General features: G+C 59.5%; 15 protein-coding genes. 10 read left to right on the forward strand and 5 right to left on the reverse strand.

What is annotated here, in order from left to right:
* The first annotated feature begins 6 nt into the window (after positions 1–6).
* The 3 genes from queA (at position 7) to ACR0E6_RS02660 (ending at position 3,123) form a co-directional block, all read left to right on the forward strand.
* Positions 7–1,053, forward strand: a complete 1,047-nt coding sequence (queA, locus tag ACR0E6_RS02650) for a tRNA preQ1(34) S-adenosylmethionine ribosyltransferase-isomerase QueA (protein ID WP_480582198.1) — start codon at positions 7–9, stop codon at positions 1,051–1,053.
* A 113-nt stretch (positions 1,054–1,166) separates the two neighbouring features.
* On the forward strand, positions 1,167–2,438 hold the full coding sequence (locus ACR0E6_RS02655) for an MFS transporter (RefSeq protein WP_480580743.1): 1,272 nt from the start codon (positions 1,167–1,169) through the stop codon (positions 2,436–2,438).
* Positions 2,439–2,547: 109 nt separating this feature from the next.
* Positions 2,548–3,123 (forward strand): DUF924 family protein, encoded by a 576-nt coding sequence (locus tag ACR0E6_RS02660; RefSeq protein ID WP_170449964.1) that lies wholly within the window; start codon positions 2,548–2,550, stop codon positions 3,121–3,123.
* Here the strand turns inward: ACR0E6_RS02660 and ACR0E6_RS02665 are convergent.
* Positions 3,120–3,554, reverse strand: a complete 435-nt coding sequence (locus ACR0E6_RS02665; protein ID WP_480580745.1) for a hypothetical protein — start codon at positions 3,552–3,554, stop codon at positions 3,120–3,122. The genes ACR0E6_RS02660 and ACR0E6_RS02665 overlap by 4 nt on opposite strands.
* Before the next feature lie 216 nt (positions 3,555–3,770).
* Between ACR0E6_RS02665 and lpdA the strand changes: the two genes are divergently transcribed.
* Positions 3,771–5,165 carry a dihydrolipoyl dehydrogenase gene (gene lpdA / locus ACR0E6_RS02670; protein WP_170449968.1) on the forward strand — a complete coding sequence of 465 codons (1,395 nt, stop codon included), beginning with the start codon at positions 3,771–3,773 and terminating at the stop codon, positions 5,163–5,165.
* A 134-nt stretch (positions 5,166–5,299) separates the two neighbouring features.
* Here the strand turns inward: lpdA and ACR0E6_RS02675 are convergent, their stop codons facing one another.
* Positions 5,300–6,685 carry a dipeptidase gene (locus tag ACR0E6_RS02675; protein WP_170519293.1) on the reverse strand — a complete coding sequence of 462 codons (1,386 nt, stop codon included), beginning with the start codon at positions 6,683–6,685 and terminating at the stop codon, positions 5,300–5,302.
* Positions 6,686–7,018: 333 nt separating this feature from the next.
* Between ACR0E6_RS02675 and hemA the strand changes: the two genes are divergently transcribed.
* From hemA to ACR0E6_RS02695, 4 genes are all read left to right on the forward strand, one after another.
* Positions 7,019–8,242: a 5-aminolevulinate synthase gene (gene hemA / locus ACR0E6_RS02680; protein ID WP_170449972.1), complete on the forward strand. Its 1,224-nt coding sequence runs from the start codon at positions 7,019–7,021 to the stop codon at positions 8,240–8,242.
* Between the two features lie 128 nt (positions 8,243–8,370).
* Entirely contained in the window at positions 8,371–9,579 is a 1,209-nt protein-coding gene (locus ACR0E6_RS02685; RefSeq protein ID WP_170735041.1) for a helix-turn-helix domain-containing protein, read from the forward strand.
* 71 nt (positions 9,580–9,650) lie between these two features.
* A complete protein-coding gene (gene ispG, locus ACR0E6_RS02690; protein ID WP_480580748.1) occupies positions 9,651–10,772 on the forward strand; it encodes a flavodoxin-dependent (E)-4-hydroxy-3-methylbut-2-enyl-diphosphate synthase in 1,122 nt (373 codons plus the stop codon).
* A 28-nt stretch (positions 10,773–10,800) separates the two neighbouring features.
* Entirely contained in the window at positions 10,801–11,646 is an 846-nt protein-coding gene (locus ACR0E6_RS02695; RefSeq protein WP_480580750.1) for an SDR family NAD(P)-dependent oxidoreductase, read from the forward strand.
* Between the two features lie 48 nt (positions 11,647–11,694).
* On the opposite strand, the gene ACR0E6_RS02700 is transcribed toward ACR0E6_RS02695, so the two are convergent.
* The 3 genes from ACR0E6_RS02700 to ACR0E6_RS02710 are packed head-to-tail and all read right to left on the reverse strand — an operon-like array spanning position 11,695 to position 14,536.
* Entirely contained in the window at positions 11,695–12,384 is a 690-nt protein-coding gene (locus tag ACR0E6_RS02700) for a Rieske (2Fe-2S) protein (RefSeq protein WP_480580752.1), read from the reverse strand.
* 14 nt (positions 12,385–12,398) lie between these two features.
* Positions 12,399–13,157, reverse strand: a complete 759-nt coding sequence (locus ACR0E6_RS02705) for a DsbA family protein (RefSeq protein ID WP_480580754.1) — start codon at positions 13,155–13,157, stop codon at positions 12,399–12,401.
* Entirely contained in the window at positions 13,154–14,536 is a 1,383-nt protein-coding gene (locus ACR0E6_RS02710; RefSeq protein ID WP_480580757.1) for a M48 family metalloprotease, read from the reverse strand. The genes ACR0E6_RS02705 and ACR0E6_RS02710 overlap by 4 nt, the downstream gene beginning before the upstream one ends.
* Here ACR0E6_RS02710 and ACR0E6_RS02715 point away from each other — a divergent pair.
* Positions 14,535–15,698: a pyridoxal phosphate-dependent aminotransferase gene (locus tag ACR0E6_RS02715; RefSeq protein WP_480580759.1), complete on the forward strand. Its 1,164-nt coding sequence runs from the start codon at positions 14,535–14,537 to the stop codon at positions 15,696–15,698. The two genes, ACR0E6_RS02710 and ACR0E6_RS02715, sit on opposite strands and share 2 nt — an antisense overlap.
* A gap of 66 nt (positions 15,699–15,764) precedes the next feature.
* On the forward strand, positions 15,765–16,985 hold the full coding sequence (locus tag ACR0E6_RS02720; protein ID WP_480580761.1) for an N-acetylmuramoyl-L-alanine amidase: 1,221 nt from the start codon (positions 15,765–15,767) through the stop codon (positions 16,983–16,985).
* Positions 16,986–17,008: the final 23 nt, after the last annotated feature.

Consider the following 17,008-nt stretch of genomic DNA (forward strand, 5'->3'; position numbering starts at 1 on the left):
GCGGCCATGAAACTCAGCGATTTTGATTTCCACCTGCCCGAAGACCTGATTGCAACGCGGCCCGCCAATCCGCGATCCTCGGCGCGTCTGCTGGTGGCGCGGGGGGGTGCGGTTGCGGACAGCCATGTGTTCGACCTGCCTGACTGGCTGCAACCCGGTGATCGGTTGGTGCTGAACGATACGCGGGTGATCCCGGCAAGACTCAGCGGCAGGCGTCATCGTGACAGCGCACAGGGCCCTGTGTCGGCCGCGATTGAGGCCACCTTGCTGGACCCGCAAGCCGATGGCAGCTGGGCGGCATTGATCAAGCCGCTGAAAAAGGTCAAACCGGGGGAAGAGATCGTCTTCTCGGACGATCTGACCGCAACATTGGATCGCGTGGAAGACGGGCAAGCCTATCTGCGGTTCAACCTGACAGGCGAGGATTTCGACACCGCGCTGGAACAGGCCGGTGCAATGCCCTTGCCGCCCTACATCGCCGCCAAGCGCCCTGCGGACGAGCAGGACAAGACCGATTACCAAACCATCTGGGCGCGGAATTCAGGCGCGGTTGCCGCCCCGACGGCTTCGCTGCATTTCGACGAACCGCTTATGCAGGCGCTAAAGGAACGCGGTATCGAATTCAGCCATGTGACCCTGCATGTTGGCGCGGGCACTTTCCTGCCGGTGAAGGTCGAAGACGTGACCACCCACAAGATGCATGCCGAATGGGGCAGGGTCAGCGACACCGCCGCCGCCGAGATTCGTGCCACCAAAGCCGCAGGCAGGCGTGTCATCCCCGTGGGAACCACCGCGCTGCGCCTGATTGAAAGCGCCGCGCGAGGTGGTGAGATCCAGTCATGGGAGGGCGAGACCGATATTTTTATCTATCCCGGTTTCCAATTCCACGTCACCGACGCGCTGATGACCAACTTCCACCTGCCAAAATCCACCCTGTTGATGCTGGTATCAGCGCTGATGGGACAGGACCGGATGCGCGAGGTGTATGCCCATGCCATTGCACAGAAATATCGCTTCTTCTCTTACGGTGACTCGTCGCTTTTGATCCCATGAAAGACGCGTTTCGGGCCGCAAACGACAGGAAAGTCGTAGACAAGCGCGACCAGAGCGTTTTTTGATCGCACCAACGAATCCAAGTTAAGAACGGCATTTCATCGGAGGCCCCAATGTTTCAGGTCCTGTCCAGCGCGTGGGCGCTGTTGCTCGGAATGGGTCTTTTGATGATCGGCAACGGCCTGCAGGGCACCATCCTGGGCGTTCGTGGCGAGATCGAGGGGTTCTCGACCCTTCAGATGTCCTTTGTGATGTCGGCGTATTTTCTTGGGTTCCTCGGCGGATCGCGCCTGACGCCCGAGATGATCCGCAGGGTCGGGCACGTCCGGGTCTTTGCCGCGTTGGCCTCATTCATCTCGGCCGTGATGATCATGTATCCGATGCTGACCGACCCGATTGCATGGGTTCTGGGCCGCGTCGTGATCGGGTTCTGTTTCTCGGGTGTGTATGTCACTGCCGAAAGCTGGCTGAACAACGCCGCCAGCAATGAAAACCGCGGCCAGGCCTTGTCGCTGTATATGATCGTCCAGATGACCGGGATCATCAGCGCGCAAGGGCTTGTTTTGCTGGGCGATCCGGCAGGCTATGAAACATTCGTCATCGCCTCGATCCTGGTTTCGGTCTCGTTTGCGCCCATTCTGCTGTCAATTTCCCCCACGCCGGCCTTCGACACCACCAAACCCATGACTCTGCGCGAGTTGATGGGGAAATCGCCCCTGGGCTGCGTCGGCATGTTCCTGCTGGGTGGTGTATTCTCGGCCCAGTTCGGCATGGCACCAGTCTATGGCGCACGCGCCGGGCTGACATTGGTCGAAATCTCATCTTTCGTGGCCGCGTTCTATATTGGGGCAGTGGTTCTGCAATATCCGCTGGGCTGGTTCTCGGACCGGATGGATCGCCGCGTTCTGATCATGCTGGTTTCGGCTGGCGGCGGCATCGGTGCCGTGGTTGGAATGATCTTTGGTCTGGCATTCCCGGTGCTGCTGGGCGCTGCCTTCCTGATCGGCGGCATGTCCAATCCGCTCTATTCACTGCTGATTGCCCACGCCAACGACTTTCTGGAGCATGAGGATATGGCGGCGGCCTCGGGCGGGCTGATCTTCATCAACGGTCTGGGCGCAATTGCCGGTCCGCTGATCACCGGCTGGCTGATGGGTGATGCCATTTTCGGACCGCAGGGCTTCTTCCTGTTTATCGCCGCCCTGTTGTTCATGACCGCAGTCTATGCACTCTACCGGACGACACAGCGCCCGACTGTGCCTGTCGACGAAACCGGCACCATGTCCCCGGTTTATCCCACCGCATCGCCGGTTGCGCTTGAAGTGGCACAAGAGGTGGCCATCGAGGCCGCCGAAGCCGAGCAGGATACGCAGGAAGTCGCTTAAGACACGTAAATATGTCGCTAATGTTGCAATATTTTACTGTTCCAATTCTGTAAAACAGCCTTTAATGACGTTACGTCCCTGGGGAGGGCACAAGTTGGAGTTTAGGGCAATGGTAGGGCCTGAAGACGTATTGAGTTATTGGTTAGATGAAGTTGGTCCCAAAGGTTGGTATCTACAGGATGACGCGTTGGACGCGGAAATCCGGGACCGTTTCCAAACAACATGGGAGGCCGCAACCGAAGGGACATTCTCTCTTTGGCTGACCTATCCCAGCGGGGTGTTGGCCTACATCATCCTGACCGACCAGTTTCCACGCAACATGTTCCGAGGCAGCGCAAAAGCCTTTGCAACGGACAAGGCGGCGCTAACCGCCGCCAAATGCGCGGTGGATAAGGGTTGGGATATGAGGATCGATGAACCGGCCCGGCAGTTCTTTTATCTGCCCATGATGCATTCAGAAAACCTGTGCGATCAGGAACGCTGTGTGCGCCTGATGTGCCAGAACCTCAGCAGCAACCCGGGCAATCTGTTACATGCTCGGGCCCATCGTGAGGTGATCCGCAAATTCGGCCGGTTCCCCTATCGGAACGAGGCACTGTCGCGCCACTCGACCGAACATGAGACAGCATATGTCAACATGGGCGGCTACGGCACAACAGTGCGCGAGCTTCAGGCGGCGAGTTAAGTCTCGGGGACGCACCCCCTGACGGCAAGGACCCGGTCGGCGACAACGTCGCCCGAGGTCTGAATGGCTTTTTCGATCAACAGGTCCGGTTGCTCTGCCAGGTCAGAGAACCGGGCCTGAGTTGTTTGCAGCTTGTCCTCGATCGCGTTCAGCCGGTTCAGCGCCGACTTAATCCGGCGCGACGTGGCGATGTCGATAACGCTGCCATCGGTTGGCAGGGCTGCAAGCTCGCTGCGCAAAGCCGCCAGTTCCCCCCGGATACCTTGTGCTTCGTCCCGCAGAGGTGTCACAACCTGTAGTGTTTCGGCGAAATCGGTTGTGACATTCTCGACGCTCGAGGCCAGCTTCCATCCCAGAAACAGGCAAAGCGCCACCAGAATCAATGTGGCGTTGAGCAGGGCAAGAAATAGATCTTTCAGAGTTTTGGCCATGGTAAGCCTTTCGAATGACTTGTGATTAGGAAAGCGGCGCCGCAGTCGGCTGTTCTTTTCTAGCCTTTGGGATGGCGCGGGTATAGGCTGAAAACAGCGCAATCCTGCCACTGTTTACCCTGCGTCGCTTTTGTCGCGGGTAGGGTGTGTTGATGCGTTCTGAAAAATAGTTTAATGGTAAACTAAATTTCATCCGACCTGCGCCGAGAGGGACACATGGCAGCACAATCTTTTGATCTGATCGTAATCGGGGCAGGCCCCGGAGGCTATGTTGCTGCCATCCGCGCGGCGCAGCTGGGGCTGAAAACCGTTGTGGTCGAGCGTGAGCATCTGGGTGGTATCTGCCTGAACTGGGGTTGTATCCCCACCAAGGCGCTGCTGCGCTCGTCCGAAGTGTTCCATCTGATGGAGCGGGCCAAGGATTTCGGCTTGAAAGCGGACAAGATCGGCTATGATCTGGATGCGGTTGTCAAACGGTCGCGCGGTGTTGCAGGGCAGCTTTCCGGCGGCATCGGGCACTTGCTGAAGAAAAACAAAGTGTCCGTGATCATGGGCGAGGCCACGATCCCCGCCAAGGGCAAAGTGACCGTCAAGACAGACAAAGGCACCGAAGAACTGACGGCCAAGAACATCGTGCTGGCCACCGGCGCACGGGCGCGCGAACTGCCGGGGCTCGAGGCTGACGGCGATCTGGTCTGGACCTACAAACACGCGCTGCAACCGCCCCGGATGCCGAAGAAACTGCTGGTCATCGGGTCGGGCGCCATCGGCATCGAATTCGCCAGCTTCTACAATACGCTTGGCGCGGATACCACTGTGGTCGAGGTGATGGACCGAGTCCTGCCTGTCGAGGACGCCGAAATCAGCGCCTTCGCCAAGAAAGCCTTCACCAAGCAAGGCATGACCATCATGGAAAAGGCGATGGTCAAGCAGCTGGATCGCGCCAAGGGCAAGGTCACAGCCCATATCGAGGTCAAAGGTAAGGTCGAGAAACACGATTTCGACACCGTGATCTCTGCCGTTGGTATCGTGGGCAATGTCGAGAACCTGGGGCTAGAGGCTCTGGGCGTCAAAATCGACCGTACCCATGTGGTCACAGACGAATATTGCCGCACGGGGGTCGAGGGTCTCTATGCCATCGGCGACATCGCGGGCGCGCCTTGGCTGGCGCATAAGGCAAGCCACGAGGGCGTCATGGTCGCGGACCTTATCGCGGGCAAACACGCACATCCGGTCAAACCCGAAAGCATCGCAGGCTGCACCTATTGCCAGCCGCAGGTTGCTTCGGTCGGCTACAGCGAAGCCAAGGCCAAAGAACTGGGCTATGACATCAAAGTCGGCCGCTTCCCCTTCATCGGCAACGGCAAGGCCATCGCGTTGGGAGAGCCCGAGGGCCTGATCAAAACCGTATTCGACGCCAAGACCGGAGAACTTCTGGGTGCCCACATGATCGGCGCGGAAGTGACCGAACTGATCCAGGGTTACGTGGTTGGTCGACAGTTGGAAACAACCGAAGAAGATCTGATGAACACCGTCTTCCCGCACCCAACGCTGTCCGAGATGATGCACGAAGCCGTGCTGGATGCCTACGGGCGTGTGATCCATATGTAAGAAAAGGGGGCTCTGCCCCCGCCGCGGCAAGCCGCGACTCCCCCGAGGTATTTTCAAACAGAAGAAGCAGGGGATCCATACTTCTTCTGTTCCCAAATACCTCGGAGCGCGAGGCAGAGCCTCGCAAAAGACTCTTACTTATTCAAAGCGTCCAGAATGCGGGCCCAGGAGCGGATACCTTTGTGGAAGCTTTTGACGTCGTATTTCTCGTTGGGTGAGTGAATGGCGTCGTCGTCATTTGCATAGCCGACCAGCATCGAATCCAACCCGAGCACGGTATTGAAGTAACCGACAACCGGAATCGATCCGCCCATTCCGGTAAAGACGGCCTCGCGGTCCCATTCATCAGACAGCGCACCGCGCGCGGCTTCAAATTCAGGGCGGTCCAGGTTCATGACCGAGGCGGGTGAGCCTTCAAGGTCATTGTCCCACGTGACTTTGGCGTCCGGCGACAGGCGGTCTGCGACATGTTTGCGGATTTTCTTGCGCAGGGCGTCCGGGTCCATGTCGCCAACAAGGCGGCAGGTGATCTTGCAATGCGCCTCGGACGGGATCACCGTTTTGGACCCTGCGCCGTTGTACCCGCCCCAAAGGCCGTTGACCTCAAGCGTCGGGCGCGCCCATTGCTGTTCGAGGGTCGAGTAGCCTTTTTCCCCATGGGGCTGGCTGTAGCCTACCGAGTTCAGATAGTCGGCTTCGTCAAAGCCGCAGTTTTCCCACTGGCGCAGCTGCTCGGCAGGAACCTCGTGCACGCCTTCGTAGAACCCCTCGACCGCGACGCGTCCGGTTTCATCGTCGTAAAACGAGGCGATGATCTTGGACAATTCGCGCAGGGGGTTCAGCCCCGGGCCGCCGTAATGGCCGGAATGCAGGTCGATGCGTGGGCCGATGATGGTGAATTCGTCCTTCAGCATCCCGCGCAGTTGCGATGAAATCGAGGGCACGCCGCGTGACACCATCGAGGTGTCACAAACCAATGCCAGATCGGCCTGCAATTCTTCTTTGTTGGCCTCAAGAAAGGGCACCAGCGAGGGCGAACCCGATTCTTCCTCGCCTTCGAAAAAGAAGGTGATGCGGCAGGGCAGGGTGCCGTGCACGGCTTTCCAGGCGCGGCAGGCTTCGACAAAGGTCATCAACTGACCTTTGTCATCCGACGACCCTCGTCCCCGAATGACCGGGCCGTGTTCGGTGTCTTCGATGGCCGGATCGAAAGGATCGCGGTTCCACAGGTTCAGGGGATCAACCGGTTGCACATCGTAGTGGCCGTAGAACAGCACATGCGGACCGTCCAAATCCTCGCCCACATGTCCGACAACCATGGGATGCCCCGGGGTTTCGCGTTTTTCGGCCTTGATACCGATGCTTTGCAGATCGGCCACAAGCCAGTCGGCGGCCTGATCCACTTGCTCTTTGAAGGCGGGGTCGGTCGAGATGGACGGGATGCGCAACAGCTCCATCAACCGGTCGATCGAAGTTTGCAGATCGGAATCGATCCGGCTCAGCACGGCGTCTAGCGACATAACAGGGCTCCTGCGTGATTTTGGATTGTGGCGAACCTACCAGCGTAGCCGCTGCCGTCCAGAGGCGTTGAGGTGGAATTTGTGCTATCATTGGAAACCGGGCGGGCTAAGACACGGGGCCTGCGTCGTTTCCTCGCGTCTGGGGGGCGTAACTATACTTGCTCGACCCGAATGAAGTTTATATTTGATGCAGGTCAAAGTTAGGTTCTTCCGTTCGCCTGTAGTCAGGTAGCACGAGGGAACGAAAAACCGCCGGAACGCTTTAGGCTGTGACAGGTGGTGGAATACGCGCTTAGGGTGGGTGTATCACCTTGGGTGAATTAGGAGGGTCCGGTGGACTATACTGCTCAGCTCGATACAGCGATTGCCAGGCTGCATGACGAAGGACGTTACCGGACCTTTATCGACATCGAACGTCGGAACGGGCATTTCCCGCATGCGGTTCGCACTCGTCCTGATGGGTCAACGCAGAACATCACTGTGTGGTGCGGCAATGACTATCTGGGCATGGGTCAGCACCCGGTTGTTCTGGAGGCGATGCATGAGGCTGTGGATGCGGCTGGTGCAGGCTCGGGCGGGACGCGCAATATCTCGGGAACCACGGTCTATCACAAACGGCTTGAGGCCGAACTGGCCGATCTGCACGGCAAGGAATCGGCCCTGCTGTTCACCAGCGCATACATCGCTAACGACGCGACGCTTTCCACTCTGCCCAAACTGTTCCCCGGTTTGATTATCTATTCCGATGCGCTGAACCATGCCTCGATGATCGAAGGCGTGCGCCGCAATGGCGGGGCCAAGCGCATCTTCCGCCACAATGACGTCGCCCATCTGCGCGAACTGCTGGAAGCGGATGATCCCAATGCGCCCAAGCTGATCGCTTTTGAGTCGGTCTATTCCATGGATGGCGATTTCGGCCCGATTGAAGAGATCTGCGACCTGGCCGATGAATTCGGCGCCCTGACTTATATCGACGAGGTCCACGCAGTTGGCATGTACGGCCCGCGCGGCGGTGGCGTGACCGAGCGTGATCGTCTGGCCCATCGTATCGACATTATCAATGGCACGCTGGCCAAAGCCTATGGTGTCATGGGCGGCTATATTGCGGCCAGCGAGAAGATGTGTGACGCCGTGCGCTCTTACGCGCCGGGCTTCATCTTTACCACGTCTTTGCCGCCTGCGGTTGCGGCAGGGGCGGCTGCCTCGGTGGCGCATCTGAAAACGGCCCCTGAGCTGCGCGAACAGCACCAAACTCAGGCCAGTATCCTGAAGCTGCGCCTGAAAGGGCTGGGCCTGCCGCTGATCGACCACGGCAGCCATATCGTCCCGGTCATCGTCGGGGACCCTGTGCACACTAAAATCCTCAGCGACCGGTTGCTTGAGGATTATGGCATCTATGTGCAACCGATCAATTTCCCGACCGTCCCGCGCGGGACCGAGCGTTTGCGGTTTACCCCGTCTCCGGTGCATGGACCGGGCGAATTGAACCGTCTGGTGCAGGCCATGGACGAACTTTGGTCACATTGTGCGCTAAATCGCGCCGAACTTGCCGGATAACCTCACGCCAAAGTGTGCAACTTATTTGCCACGTGTTAAGCTTACGCTAACAAAAGTGACGGACGAATCGTTATGGGGGCGATTCGCCGTTAGCGCGAAACGCGTGACAGGCAGAATGGGGCAGCAGGATGATTGGGCGCAGATCACAGCGCGAAGCCGAGGAAGGTGTAGACGTCAGACCCAAAGGGTTTGACGATTACGAGGTTCGGCTTGGTGATCGAATGCGCGGTGAGCGTGCCACCATGGGCAAATCGCTTCTGGACGTTCAGCGCGAGCTTCGCATCAAAGCCAACTACATCGCTGCCATTGAAAACGCCGACCCCGACGCATTTGACACACCCGGCTTCATCGCCGGGTATGTGCGTTCCTATGCCCGTTATCTGGGTATGGACCCCGACGAAACCTTCGCCACCTTCTGCGCAGAAAGCGGGTTCGAGGTGGCACATGGGATGTCCGCTCAGGCGTCGGTGGTGCGCAAACCCTCGGGCGATTTGCCCGCGCGCGGACCGATGGGGCGTGACCCCTTCATTTCGCCCAACACGCCCTACATTCCTGGCAAGGAATCTCTGGTCAGTCAGATCGAACCGCGCGCCATCGGGTCGTCACTGGTGCTGTTGGCGCTGATCGGTGGTATCGGCTATGGCGGCTGGTCCGTTCTGAACCGGATCCAGCAGGTGCAGGTCAGCCCGGTTGAACAGGCCCCCGTCGTGCTGTCTGATCTTGATCCGCTGGATGCCGCCCGCAGCGTCTCGCCTGAGGTCGAAACAGCAGAAGCACCCAGTGTCGAGGCGCTGGACCGTCTGTACCGCCCGCAGGCCTTGGATGTTCCGGTTCTGGTGGCGCGCGATGCACCGATCTCAACGCTCGATCCGCGTGATGTGGGCACGTTCCGCCCGCCTGAACTGCCCGAGGTTGTAGTGGCCGACATCCATACCGTGGAACGCCCGGCCTTGCCGCAGGTTGTCGAACAGATCGACACCACGCTGAAGATCGTGGCCGTTGATCCGGCCTGGATGCGCGTCACGGCCGCCGATGGCAGCGTGATATTCGAAGGTACTCTGGGCACAGTCGAGCAGGGCAATGTGTTCGAAGTGCCGCTGACCGAAGAACCGCCGCAGCTGCGCGCTGGCGCTTCGGGTTCGGTCTATTTCTCGATGAACGGCAAGCATTACGGCCCCGCCGGTGCACCGGGCACCGTGGCGAAAGGCGTCGTCCTGTCCAAGGATGCGGTTTCCGAGGTTTATGCCGAGGCCGATCTTGAGGCCGAGCAGAACAGCGCCCTGAAACAATTCGTGGCCGAGCTGCAGACCGAAGTCGCGGAACAACCGTCCGAGTGATCTAGCCATTGCGGTACCCCGGTTCGCGGACTATCTAATGTCGCAACCCAGCTAGACGCGGACAGGTTCTCATGTCTCTTAATCATGTACGCCCTTGGCGCGACATTTATCGCCGCAAATCCCGTCAGATCATGGTCGGCAATGTGCCGGTCGGGGGCGACGCGCCCATCGCCGTGCAGACCATGACCAACACCCTGACCACGGATGTGGCTGCGACGGTTGCGCAGGTGCAGGCGGCGGCCGAGGCTGGTGCGGATATCGTTCGCGTGTCGGTCCCGGATGAGGCATCCGCGAAAGCGCTGAAAGAGATTGTGCGCGAAAGCCCGGTGCCGATTGTCGCCGACATCCACTTTCACTACCGTCGAGGGATCGAAGCCGCCGAGGCCGGTGCCGCCTGTCTGCGGATCAATCCGGGCAATATCGGGGATGAAAAGCGCGTCAAAGAGGTGATCAAAGCCGCCCGCGACCACAATTGCTCGATCCGCATTGGTGTGAACGCGGGGTCCTTGGAAAAGCACCTGCTTGAGAAATATGGCGAGCCGTGCCCCGAGGCGATGGTTGAAAGCGGGTTGGAGCATATCCGCATCCTGCAAGACAACGACTTCCACGAGTTCAAGATCAGCGTGAAGGCCAGCGATGTCTTCCTGTCGGCAGCCGCCTATCAGGGCATTGCCGAGGCCACGGATGCTCCGATCCATCTGGGTATCACCGAGGCCGGTGGGCTGGTCAGCGGCACCATCAAATCCGCCATCGGTCTGGGCAATCTGCTATGGATGGGCATTGGCGACACGATCCGCGTCAGCCTGTCCGCCGATCCGGTGGAAGAGGTCAAGGTCGGCTTTGAAATCCTGAAATCTCTGGGCCTGCGCCATCGCGGCGTCAACATCATCTCGTGCCCGTCCTGCGCACGGCAGGGGTTTGACGTGATCAAGACGGTCGAGGCGTTGGAGCATCGTCTGGAACACATTAAAACACCGATGTCCTTGTCGATCATCGGTTGCGTCGTAAATGGTCCGGGTGAGGCGCTGATGACCGATGTGGGCTTTACCGGCGGCGGGGCGGGGTCCGGCATGGTCTATCTGGCGGGCAAGGCCATCCACAAGATGTCGAACGATCAGATGATCGATCACATCGTGGAAGAGGTCGAGAAGAAAGCCGCCGAACTGGATGCAGCGGCAGAGGCGGCGGAGTAGCCTTCTGTCCCACAAAGGGAGGATTGGCATGTATCTCAAGGCAATTGAACAGGGCGGTGTGGCCGTCGTCACAGGGGCGGCCAGCGGTGTGGGCCGCGTATCGGCCATCCGGTTTGCGCAGGCAGGTCTTAGTGTCATTCTGGCCGATCTGCCCGGTGAGCCGCTGGATGAGGCCGTGGCTGAGGTTCGTGGCCATGCTGCGGACGAAGCCCAGGTGTTTGCTGTTCCGACTGATGTCACCAAGCAGGAAGACCTCAATGCGCTGGCCGACAAAGCTTTTGCCACGGGGCCGGTCGCCGTATTGATGAACAATGCTGGTATCAGCCTGCCGACCAAGGCATGGTCCGAGATGGAAAACTGGCTGAAACTGCTTGAGGTTAACTTTCTGGGTGTTCTGCGCGGGGTACAGGCCTTTGTTCCGCGCATGATCGAGGCCGGTCGCCCCGCCGTGGTGATCAATACCGGCTCGAAGCAGGGTATTACCACGCCGCCCGGCAATCCGGGCTATAATGTCAGCAAGGCGGCTGTACGCGTTCTCAGCGAACAATTGGCGCATGAATTGCGGCAGGCCGAGGCCCCGATCTCGGTGCATCTGTTCGTTCCCGGTTTCACATATACCGGCATGATTGCGGCGTTCCTTCCGGAAAAACCCGATGCCGCCTGGACCAGCGAGCAGACGGTGGATCATTTCATAAGCCGCATGTCAGAAGGTGCGTTCTACATTCTTTGCCCGGACAATGACGTGGACAGCACCCGCGACAACCGCCGGATCCAGTGGAATACGGTCGACCTGATCAAAAACCGCCCTCCGCTATCGCGCTGGCACCCGGATTATGCGGAGAAATTCGCCGAGTTTGAAAAAACCGGAAAGTAGAACCTTCCGCAGAATCGGCGTAACTTGGGATAAACCGCGTTGGCCCGGTTAGTTTGACGATGGCAGCGTTGACAGATCAAGAACGAGAGATTGCCCGCCTCCGGCAAAATAAATCGGGTGTACCTTTAGATTTTTGTCAGTTGGACCCCTTTGAGGGCGACCCCACAAATCGAAATGAGCGCCTTGGCATGGATCGAAGAACCCGTCGTAATCACCAGCCTTGGTCAGGACGATGCACCCAAAACCTCCGGTATTGATAGGGCTGACGATGAGCCATTCGATGCGTGCAAATTCCTCGGGTCCAAGGAGCGTTGCGAGCGATCCATCATTCAATGCTTCGGCCCAGTCTTCCTGGGGAATGCTCGGGTCAGCTTGCGACATTGCCGCTGCCATCTCTGCTTGGTCGCGGCGCCATATAACGACGGGCTTACGGCCAAAAACTAGGGTTCTAACGTCGCCAGGTTCCCAACTTTCAATAGGTACGGTTTGCATTCTCGCCTGATAGCGGGCTTCAACGTCCGCAGTTGGTTCGGCACTGGAAAACAGGTAATACAGCCCAACTGTGACTATCAGCGCAGCCCATCCTGCGGTCAGGTAGTAAAGGAAATTGCCTTTGGTCTGCATGAAATAAGTAATCTGAATCGGTTGAGAAACGGCTGATGTCTGCACTTCGCCCGGTATCGCGAATGCGTTGATTTTCGGCGCGGAGTGAACTGCGGTTTTAGGTGGGGCGGTCAACCCGCCCCATCGCGTTACCCGCGATCCGCGCGAACCCCATCCGCAATCTGTTGCATCTGATCGGCGGGCAGGAAGCCGCGCAGCATCTCAGTGCCCAGAACAAACGAAGGCGTGCCCGAGATTTGCATCCGCTGTGCCAGAGCGCGGGTGTGCTGGATTTCATCGGTGACCTGATCGCTATCCATTGCGGCGATGATCGCGTCGCTGTCCAGCCCCAGACCGTCCGAGATACGGCGCAGGGTCACTTCGGACGGCTCGCCGCTGAATTCAAGCAGGGCGTCGTGGACCTGTTTATAGGCATCAGCGCCCGCCACATGTTTGGTGGCCACGGCAAAGCGCGAGGACAGGACCGAGGCGTCGCCAAGGATCGGGAATTCTTTGATCACCAGCCGGATGTTGCCATCAGCTTCCAGCAACTGTGCCACTTCGGGCACCGCGCGGCGGCAATAGCCGCAGCGATAGTCCATGAACTCGACCAGAGTGATATCTCCGTCCGGGTTGCCGCCGACCCAGCTGAAGCCGTCATTGAACAACTCATCCGCGTTGGCCGCGACCAGTTCCTTGTCCGCGGCGGCTTCGGCGGCGGCGTTGCGCTGTTCTAGAATGTTGATCGCTTCCAGAATGACCTCGGGGTTTTCCAGAAGGTACTCACGGACCTGGGCGCCAAATTCGGCGCGCTCGGTCTCGGTCATGGCGTTCAGGTCCAGCGCCTGTGCCGGGCCTGTGATCAGGGAAAGCCCCAGAAGGGCGGGTGCTGCATGTCTGAGGATCATTTCCTGTTCCTTTTTGCTTTCTTTGCGCGTTCCGAGGCAATCAACACATCCTGTGCCCTTTGCCAACCCGGAGAGCCCTCGGGCAATTGCCCGACGGCGCGCCTTGCGTGGATCCCCGCATCGGCCAACCGGCCTTGCAGGGCATATCGTTCCGCGGTGACGGTCGCCGCCATCCCGTTATTTCCAACCTGCGAATAGGCGAGGCCCAGGTCGCGCATCAGGCGGGCGTTTCGAAAATCACGCGCCCGCGCTTTTTCAAGCACGCCCAAAGCCTCGTTAGTCTTGCCTTGCGCCAGCAATGCGCGCCCGTATCCGGCTAGAATCAATGAATCATTCGGAGCCATCTCGACCGCTTGCCCATAAGCTTGAACAGCCTCGGACAATTGTCTGTTTTCCAACAGGATTTGCCCCTTGAGCTCGTAGTAGAACGGATCGTCCGGGCGAATGGCCAGCGCTTCGTCAATGGCTGCGCGGGCACGGGCGAGATTGCGGTTTTGGTGATGGGCCGACGCCTCGCGCATCATGCGAATGTCGCGGTCGGTTTCCTCTTTGGCGCGGCGCAAGGTCCATGTGGGCGAGCGCAGAAAGGCCGAAAGCTTGCCCTTGACCCGCGCGAACCAGTAGTCGGCATTGGCGTTGGGCTCGGCCTTGTCTCCGAATTCCTCCAAAAACGCCTCGGCTGCGCGCAGACGTTCGCGGCTGGTGGGGTGAGACCGCATATAGGGGTCCTGATTGGTCAGGCTCAGCAGTTCCTGCCCGGCGAATTTGCGATGCAGCGTGACCATGCCGCTGGGCGAAATCCCGGCCCATCGCAGATAACTGGCGGCGCTTCGGTCGGCTGAGGCTTCTTCGGCCCGTGTATGACCCAGAAAGCTGCGTATGGCGGAACCTTGAACACCAGCGGCAATCCCGGCTGCGGCTTCCCCACCGCCAGCGACGGCGGCGATCAGGGCCAAGGCGGTGCCCAGGCCCGCATTGCGGTTTGCCGCCCGCAGGTTCTCGGCACGACGGGCGAGGTGCCCGTTGGCGATGTGCGCGGCCTCGTGTGCGATCACCGCTTGCAGCATTTCGGGGCTGTCGACACCCAGAATCAGACCGTAATTCAGGTAGATGGCGTTGTAGTCGATGACAAAGGCGTTGAACGTGCTGTCATTGACCACCAGAATCCGAACCCGGTTGGTGTTCAGACCGGCGGCGCGCAGTACCGGAAAGGCCAGCTCTCGCAGCCCATATTCGATATCGGGGTCGCGGATCAGGCTTTGGGCATGGCTTTGCGCTGCGGCCGTCAGCCAAACGACAGCCGCCAGTATCAGGGCCGGGATTGACGCCAGCCGGGATACGCGTTCAAAAGCCATGGCTGCAACATGGGAGATGGGCATGAGAAACTCAACCCGGTCCGGGGTCGATCCGTTTATTGTGATGGACGTGATGGAGGCCGCGCGCAAAGCGGAAGAGGCCGGACGCCACATCATCCACATGGAGGTCGGCCAACCCGGAACCGGTGCCCCCAAAGGCGCGACCGAAGCTTTGGCCAAGGCGATGCAGCAAGGGCCATTGGGCTATACGGTGGCTTTGGGCCTGCCCGCGCTGCGGCAGCGGATCGCGCGGATGTATGGCGAATGGTACAATGTCGATCTGAACCCCGAGCGCGTGGTGATCACGCCCGGCTCATCCGGCGGGTTTCTGCTGGCTTTCACCGCGCTTTTTGACAGTGGCGACCGCGTGGGAATTGGCGCGCCGGGTTATCCGTCTTATCGACAGATCCTGAAGGCCCTTGGCTTGGTACCGGTCGATCTGCCGACTGCGCCTGAAAACCGGCTGCAACCGGTGCCCAGCGATTTTGCCGGGCTGGATCTTCAGGGCCTGATGGTCGCGTCCCCGGCCAATCCAACCGGCACCATGCTGGATCACGCGGCTATGGGTGCGCTGATCGACGCAGCACAGGGGCAGGGCGCATCATTCATCAGCGACGAAATCTATCATGGGCTGGAATATGAGGCCAAAGCCGTCACCGCGCTGGAACTGACGGATGAGTGCTATGTGATCAATTCCTTCTCCAAGTATTTCTCGATGACCGGCTGGCGGGTCGGCTGGATGGTGGTCCCGGAAGATCAGGTGCGCGTGGTCGAACGGATCGCTCAGAACATGTTCATCTGTGCGCCCCATGCCAGTCAGGTGGCCGCGCTGGCCGCAATGGATTGCGACGAAGAACTGCAGGCCAATCTGGATGTCTACCGTCAGAACCGTATGCTGATGCTGGACGGGTTGCCCAAGGCCGGATTCACCAATATCGCGCCGCCGGATGGGGCGTTTTATGTCTATGCCGACGTCTCGGACCTGACCGACGACAGCCGCGCCTTTGCGGCAGAGATTCTGGACAAGGCCGGCGTTGCGGTCACGCCGGGGCTGGATTTCGACCCCGCGCGCGGTCACACGACCCTGCGGTTCTCTTACGCGCGGGCCACTGCAGATATCGAAGAGGGGCTGTCGCGGCTGCACAGATTCATGTCCGAACGCGGTGCCTTGGCCGAACAGGTCTGACCCGTTCACAAAAGGCCCTGCGTGGTATAGGCTGCCAGCCAAACGATCTCGGGAAAACTTGAGGCTATGAGCAGGATTTTCTTTTGCATCGCCCTGATCTGGGCGCTAGCCAGTGCTGCGTTTGCGCAGGATTTCAATGCGCTGGCGCGTATTCAGCCGGATCAAAGCCGCATCGTGGATACGGGGCGCACGGGTGTCCGCGTCGATCTTGGCCTTAGCCAGGGGGTGCCGTACCGCATCTTTACCCTGCGCGACCCCTATCGCATGGTCATGGACTTTCAGGAGGTCGGCTGGAGCGGCCTGAACCGAGATGATTTTCTGCAATCGGACCGGATCAGCGGCGTGCAATTTGGGGCTTATGTGCCCGGTTGGTCACGTCTGGTGCTGGATCTGGGTGCGCCGATGGCGGTGGACACGGCCGAGATGAAGATCGACCAAAACGCAGGCACGGCAGTACTGTCGCTAAACTTGAAGGGGGTCGATTTTGACGCCTTCAATGCCACCGCAGGCGTACCACATAACCCCGGCTGGGACTTACCGGAACCGGCGGTGACCGCCAAAGTGGCCCCGCCAAATGCAGATCGACCGCTGCGCGTGATGCTGGATCCGGGTCATGGCGGTATCGATCCGGGGGCCGAGGTTGGCGGGATCGATGAGAAAACCATGATGCTGACCTTTGCCCGCGAACTGCGCGAGCTGCTTTTGCGATCAGGCGGTTACGAGGTTTATTTGACGCGAACCGGCGATCATTTCGTGTCGCTGGAACGCCGCATCGCTCTGGCGCATCAGGCGGGTGTGGATCTGTTTGTCTCACTGCACGCGGATTCACTGTCCGAAGGGCAGGCCCATGGCGCGGTGGTCTATACCCTGTCGGAAGAGGCCTCGGACATGGCCAGTCTGAAACTGGCCGAGCGGCATGATCGCGGCGATCTACTGTCCGGCGTCGATCTGAGCGGGGCGGATGATCAGGTCACTGACGTTTTGCTGGATCTGGCGCGGCAGGAAACCCAGCCGCGCACGGATGCGCTGGCGCGGGCGGTTGCGAACGGCATGGCGCAGCAGGGTGGGCCGATGAACAGCAAACCCTTGCGGTCTGCCTCCTTCTCGGTGCTCAAGGCAGCCGACATCCCCTCGGTTCTGGTCGAGCTTGGATTTCTGTCCAGCCCCAGAGACCTGAAAAACATTAAAAATCCCGAATGGCGCGCCCAGATGGCGCTGGGGATTTATCAGGGGCTGGAAGACTGGCGGCAGCAGGATGTGATCAGACGATCCCTGATTGGACAGTGACCTGAGGGCGCAAAGCGGCTAGA

The organism is Ruegeria sp. AP12 (assembly GCF_056540025.1).

Bases quoted from the DNA above. Each gene is read 5' to 3' on its own strand.
- queA (WP_480582198.1), top strand. From the start codon at position 7: ATGAAACTCAGCGATTTTGATTTCCACCTGCCCGAAGACCTGATTGCA.
- ACR0E6_RS02655 (WP_480580743.1), top strand. From the start codon at position 1,167: ATGTTTCAGGTCCTGTCCAGCGCGTGGGCGCTGTTGCTCGGAATGGGT.
- ACR0E6_RS02660 (WP_170449964.1), top strand. From the start codon at position 2,548: ATGGTAGGGCCTGAAGACGTATTGAGTTATTGGTTAGATGAAGTTGGT.
- ACR0E6_RS02665 (WP_480580745.1), bottom strand. From the start codon at position 3,554: ATGGCCAAAACTCTGAAAGATCTATTTCTTGCCCTGCTCAACGCCACA.
- lpdA (WP_170449968.1), top strand. From the start codon at position 3,771: ATGGCAGCACAATCTTTTGATCTGATCGTAATCGGGGCAGGCCCCGGA.
- ACR0E6_RS02675 (WP_170519293.1), bottom strand. From the start codon at position 6,685: ATGTCGCTAGACGCCGTGCTGAGCCGGATCGATTCCGATCTGCAAACT.
- ACR0E6_RS02685 (WP_170735041.1), top strand. From the start codon at position 8,371: ATGATTGGGCGCAGATCACAGCGCGAAGCCGAGGAAGGTGTAGACGTC.
- ispG (WP_480580748.1), top strand. From the start codon at position 9,651: ATGTCTCTTAATCATGTACGCCCTTGGCGCGACATTTATCGCCGCAAA.
- ACR0E6_RS02695 (WP_480580750.1), top strand. From the start codon at position 10,801: ATGTATCTCAAGGCAATTGAACAGGGCGGTGTGGCCGTCGTCACAGGG.
- ACR0E6_RS02705 (WP_480580754.1), bottom strand. From the start codon at position 13,157: ATGATCCTCAGACATGCAGCACCCGCCCTTCTGGGGCTTTCCCTGATC.
- ACR0E6_RS02715 (WP_480580759.1), top strand. From the start codon at position 14,535: ATGAGAAACTCAACCCGGTCCGGGGTCGATCCGTTTATTGTGATGGAC.
- ACR0E6_RS02710 (WP_480580757.1), bottom strand. From the start codon at position 14,536: ATGCCCATCTCCCATGTTGCAGCCATGGCTTTTGAACGCGTATCCCGG.
- ACR0E6_RS02720 (WP_480580761.1), top strand. From the start codon at position 15,765: ATGAGCAGGATTTTCTTTTGCATCGCCCTGATCTGGGCGCTAGCCAGT.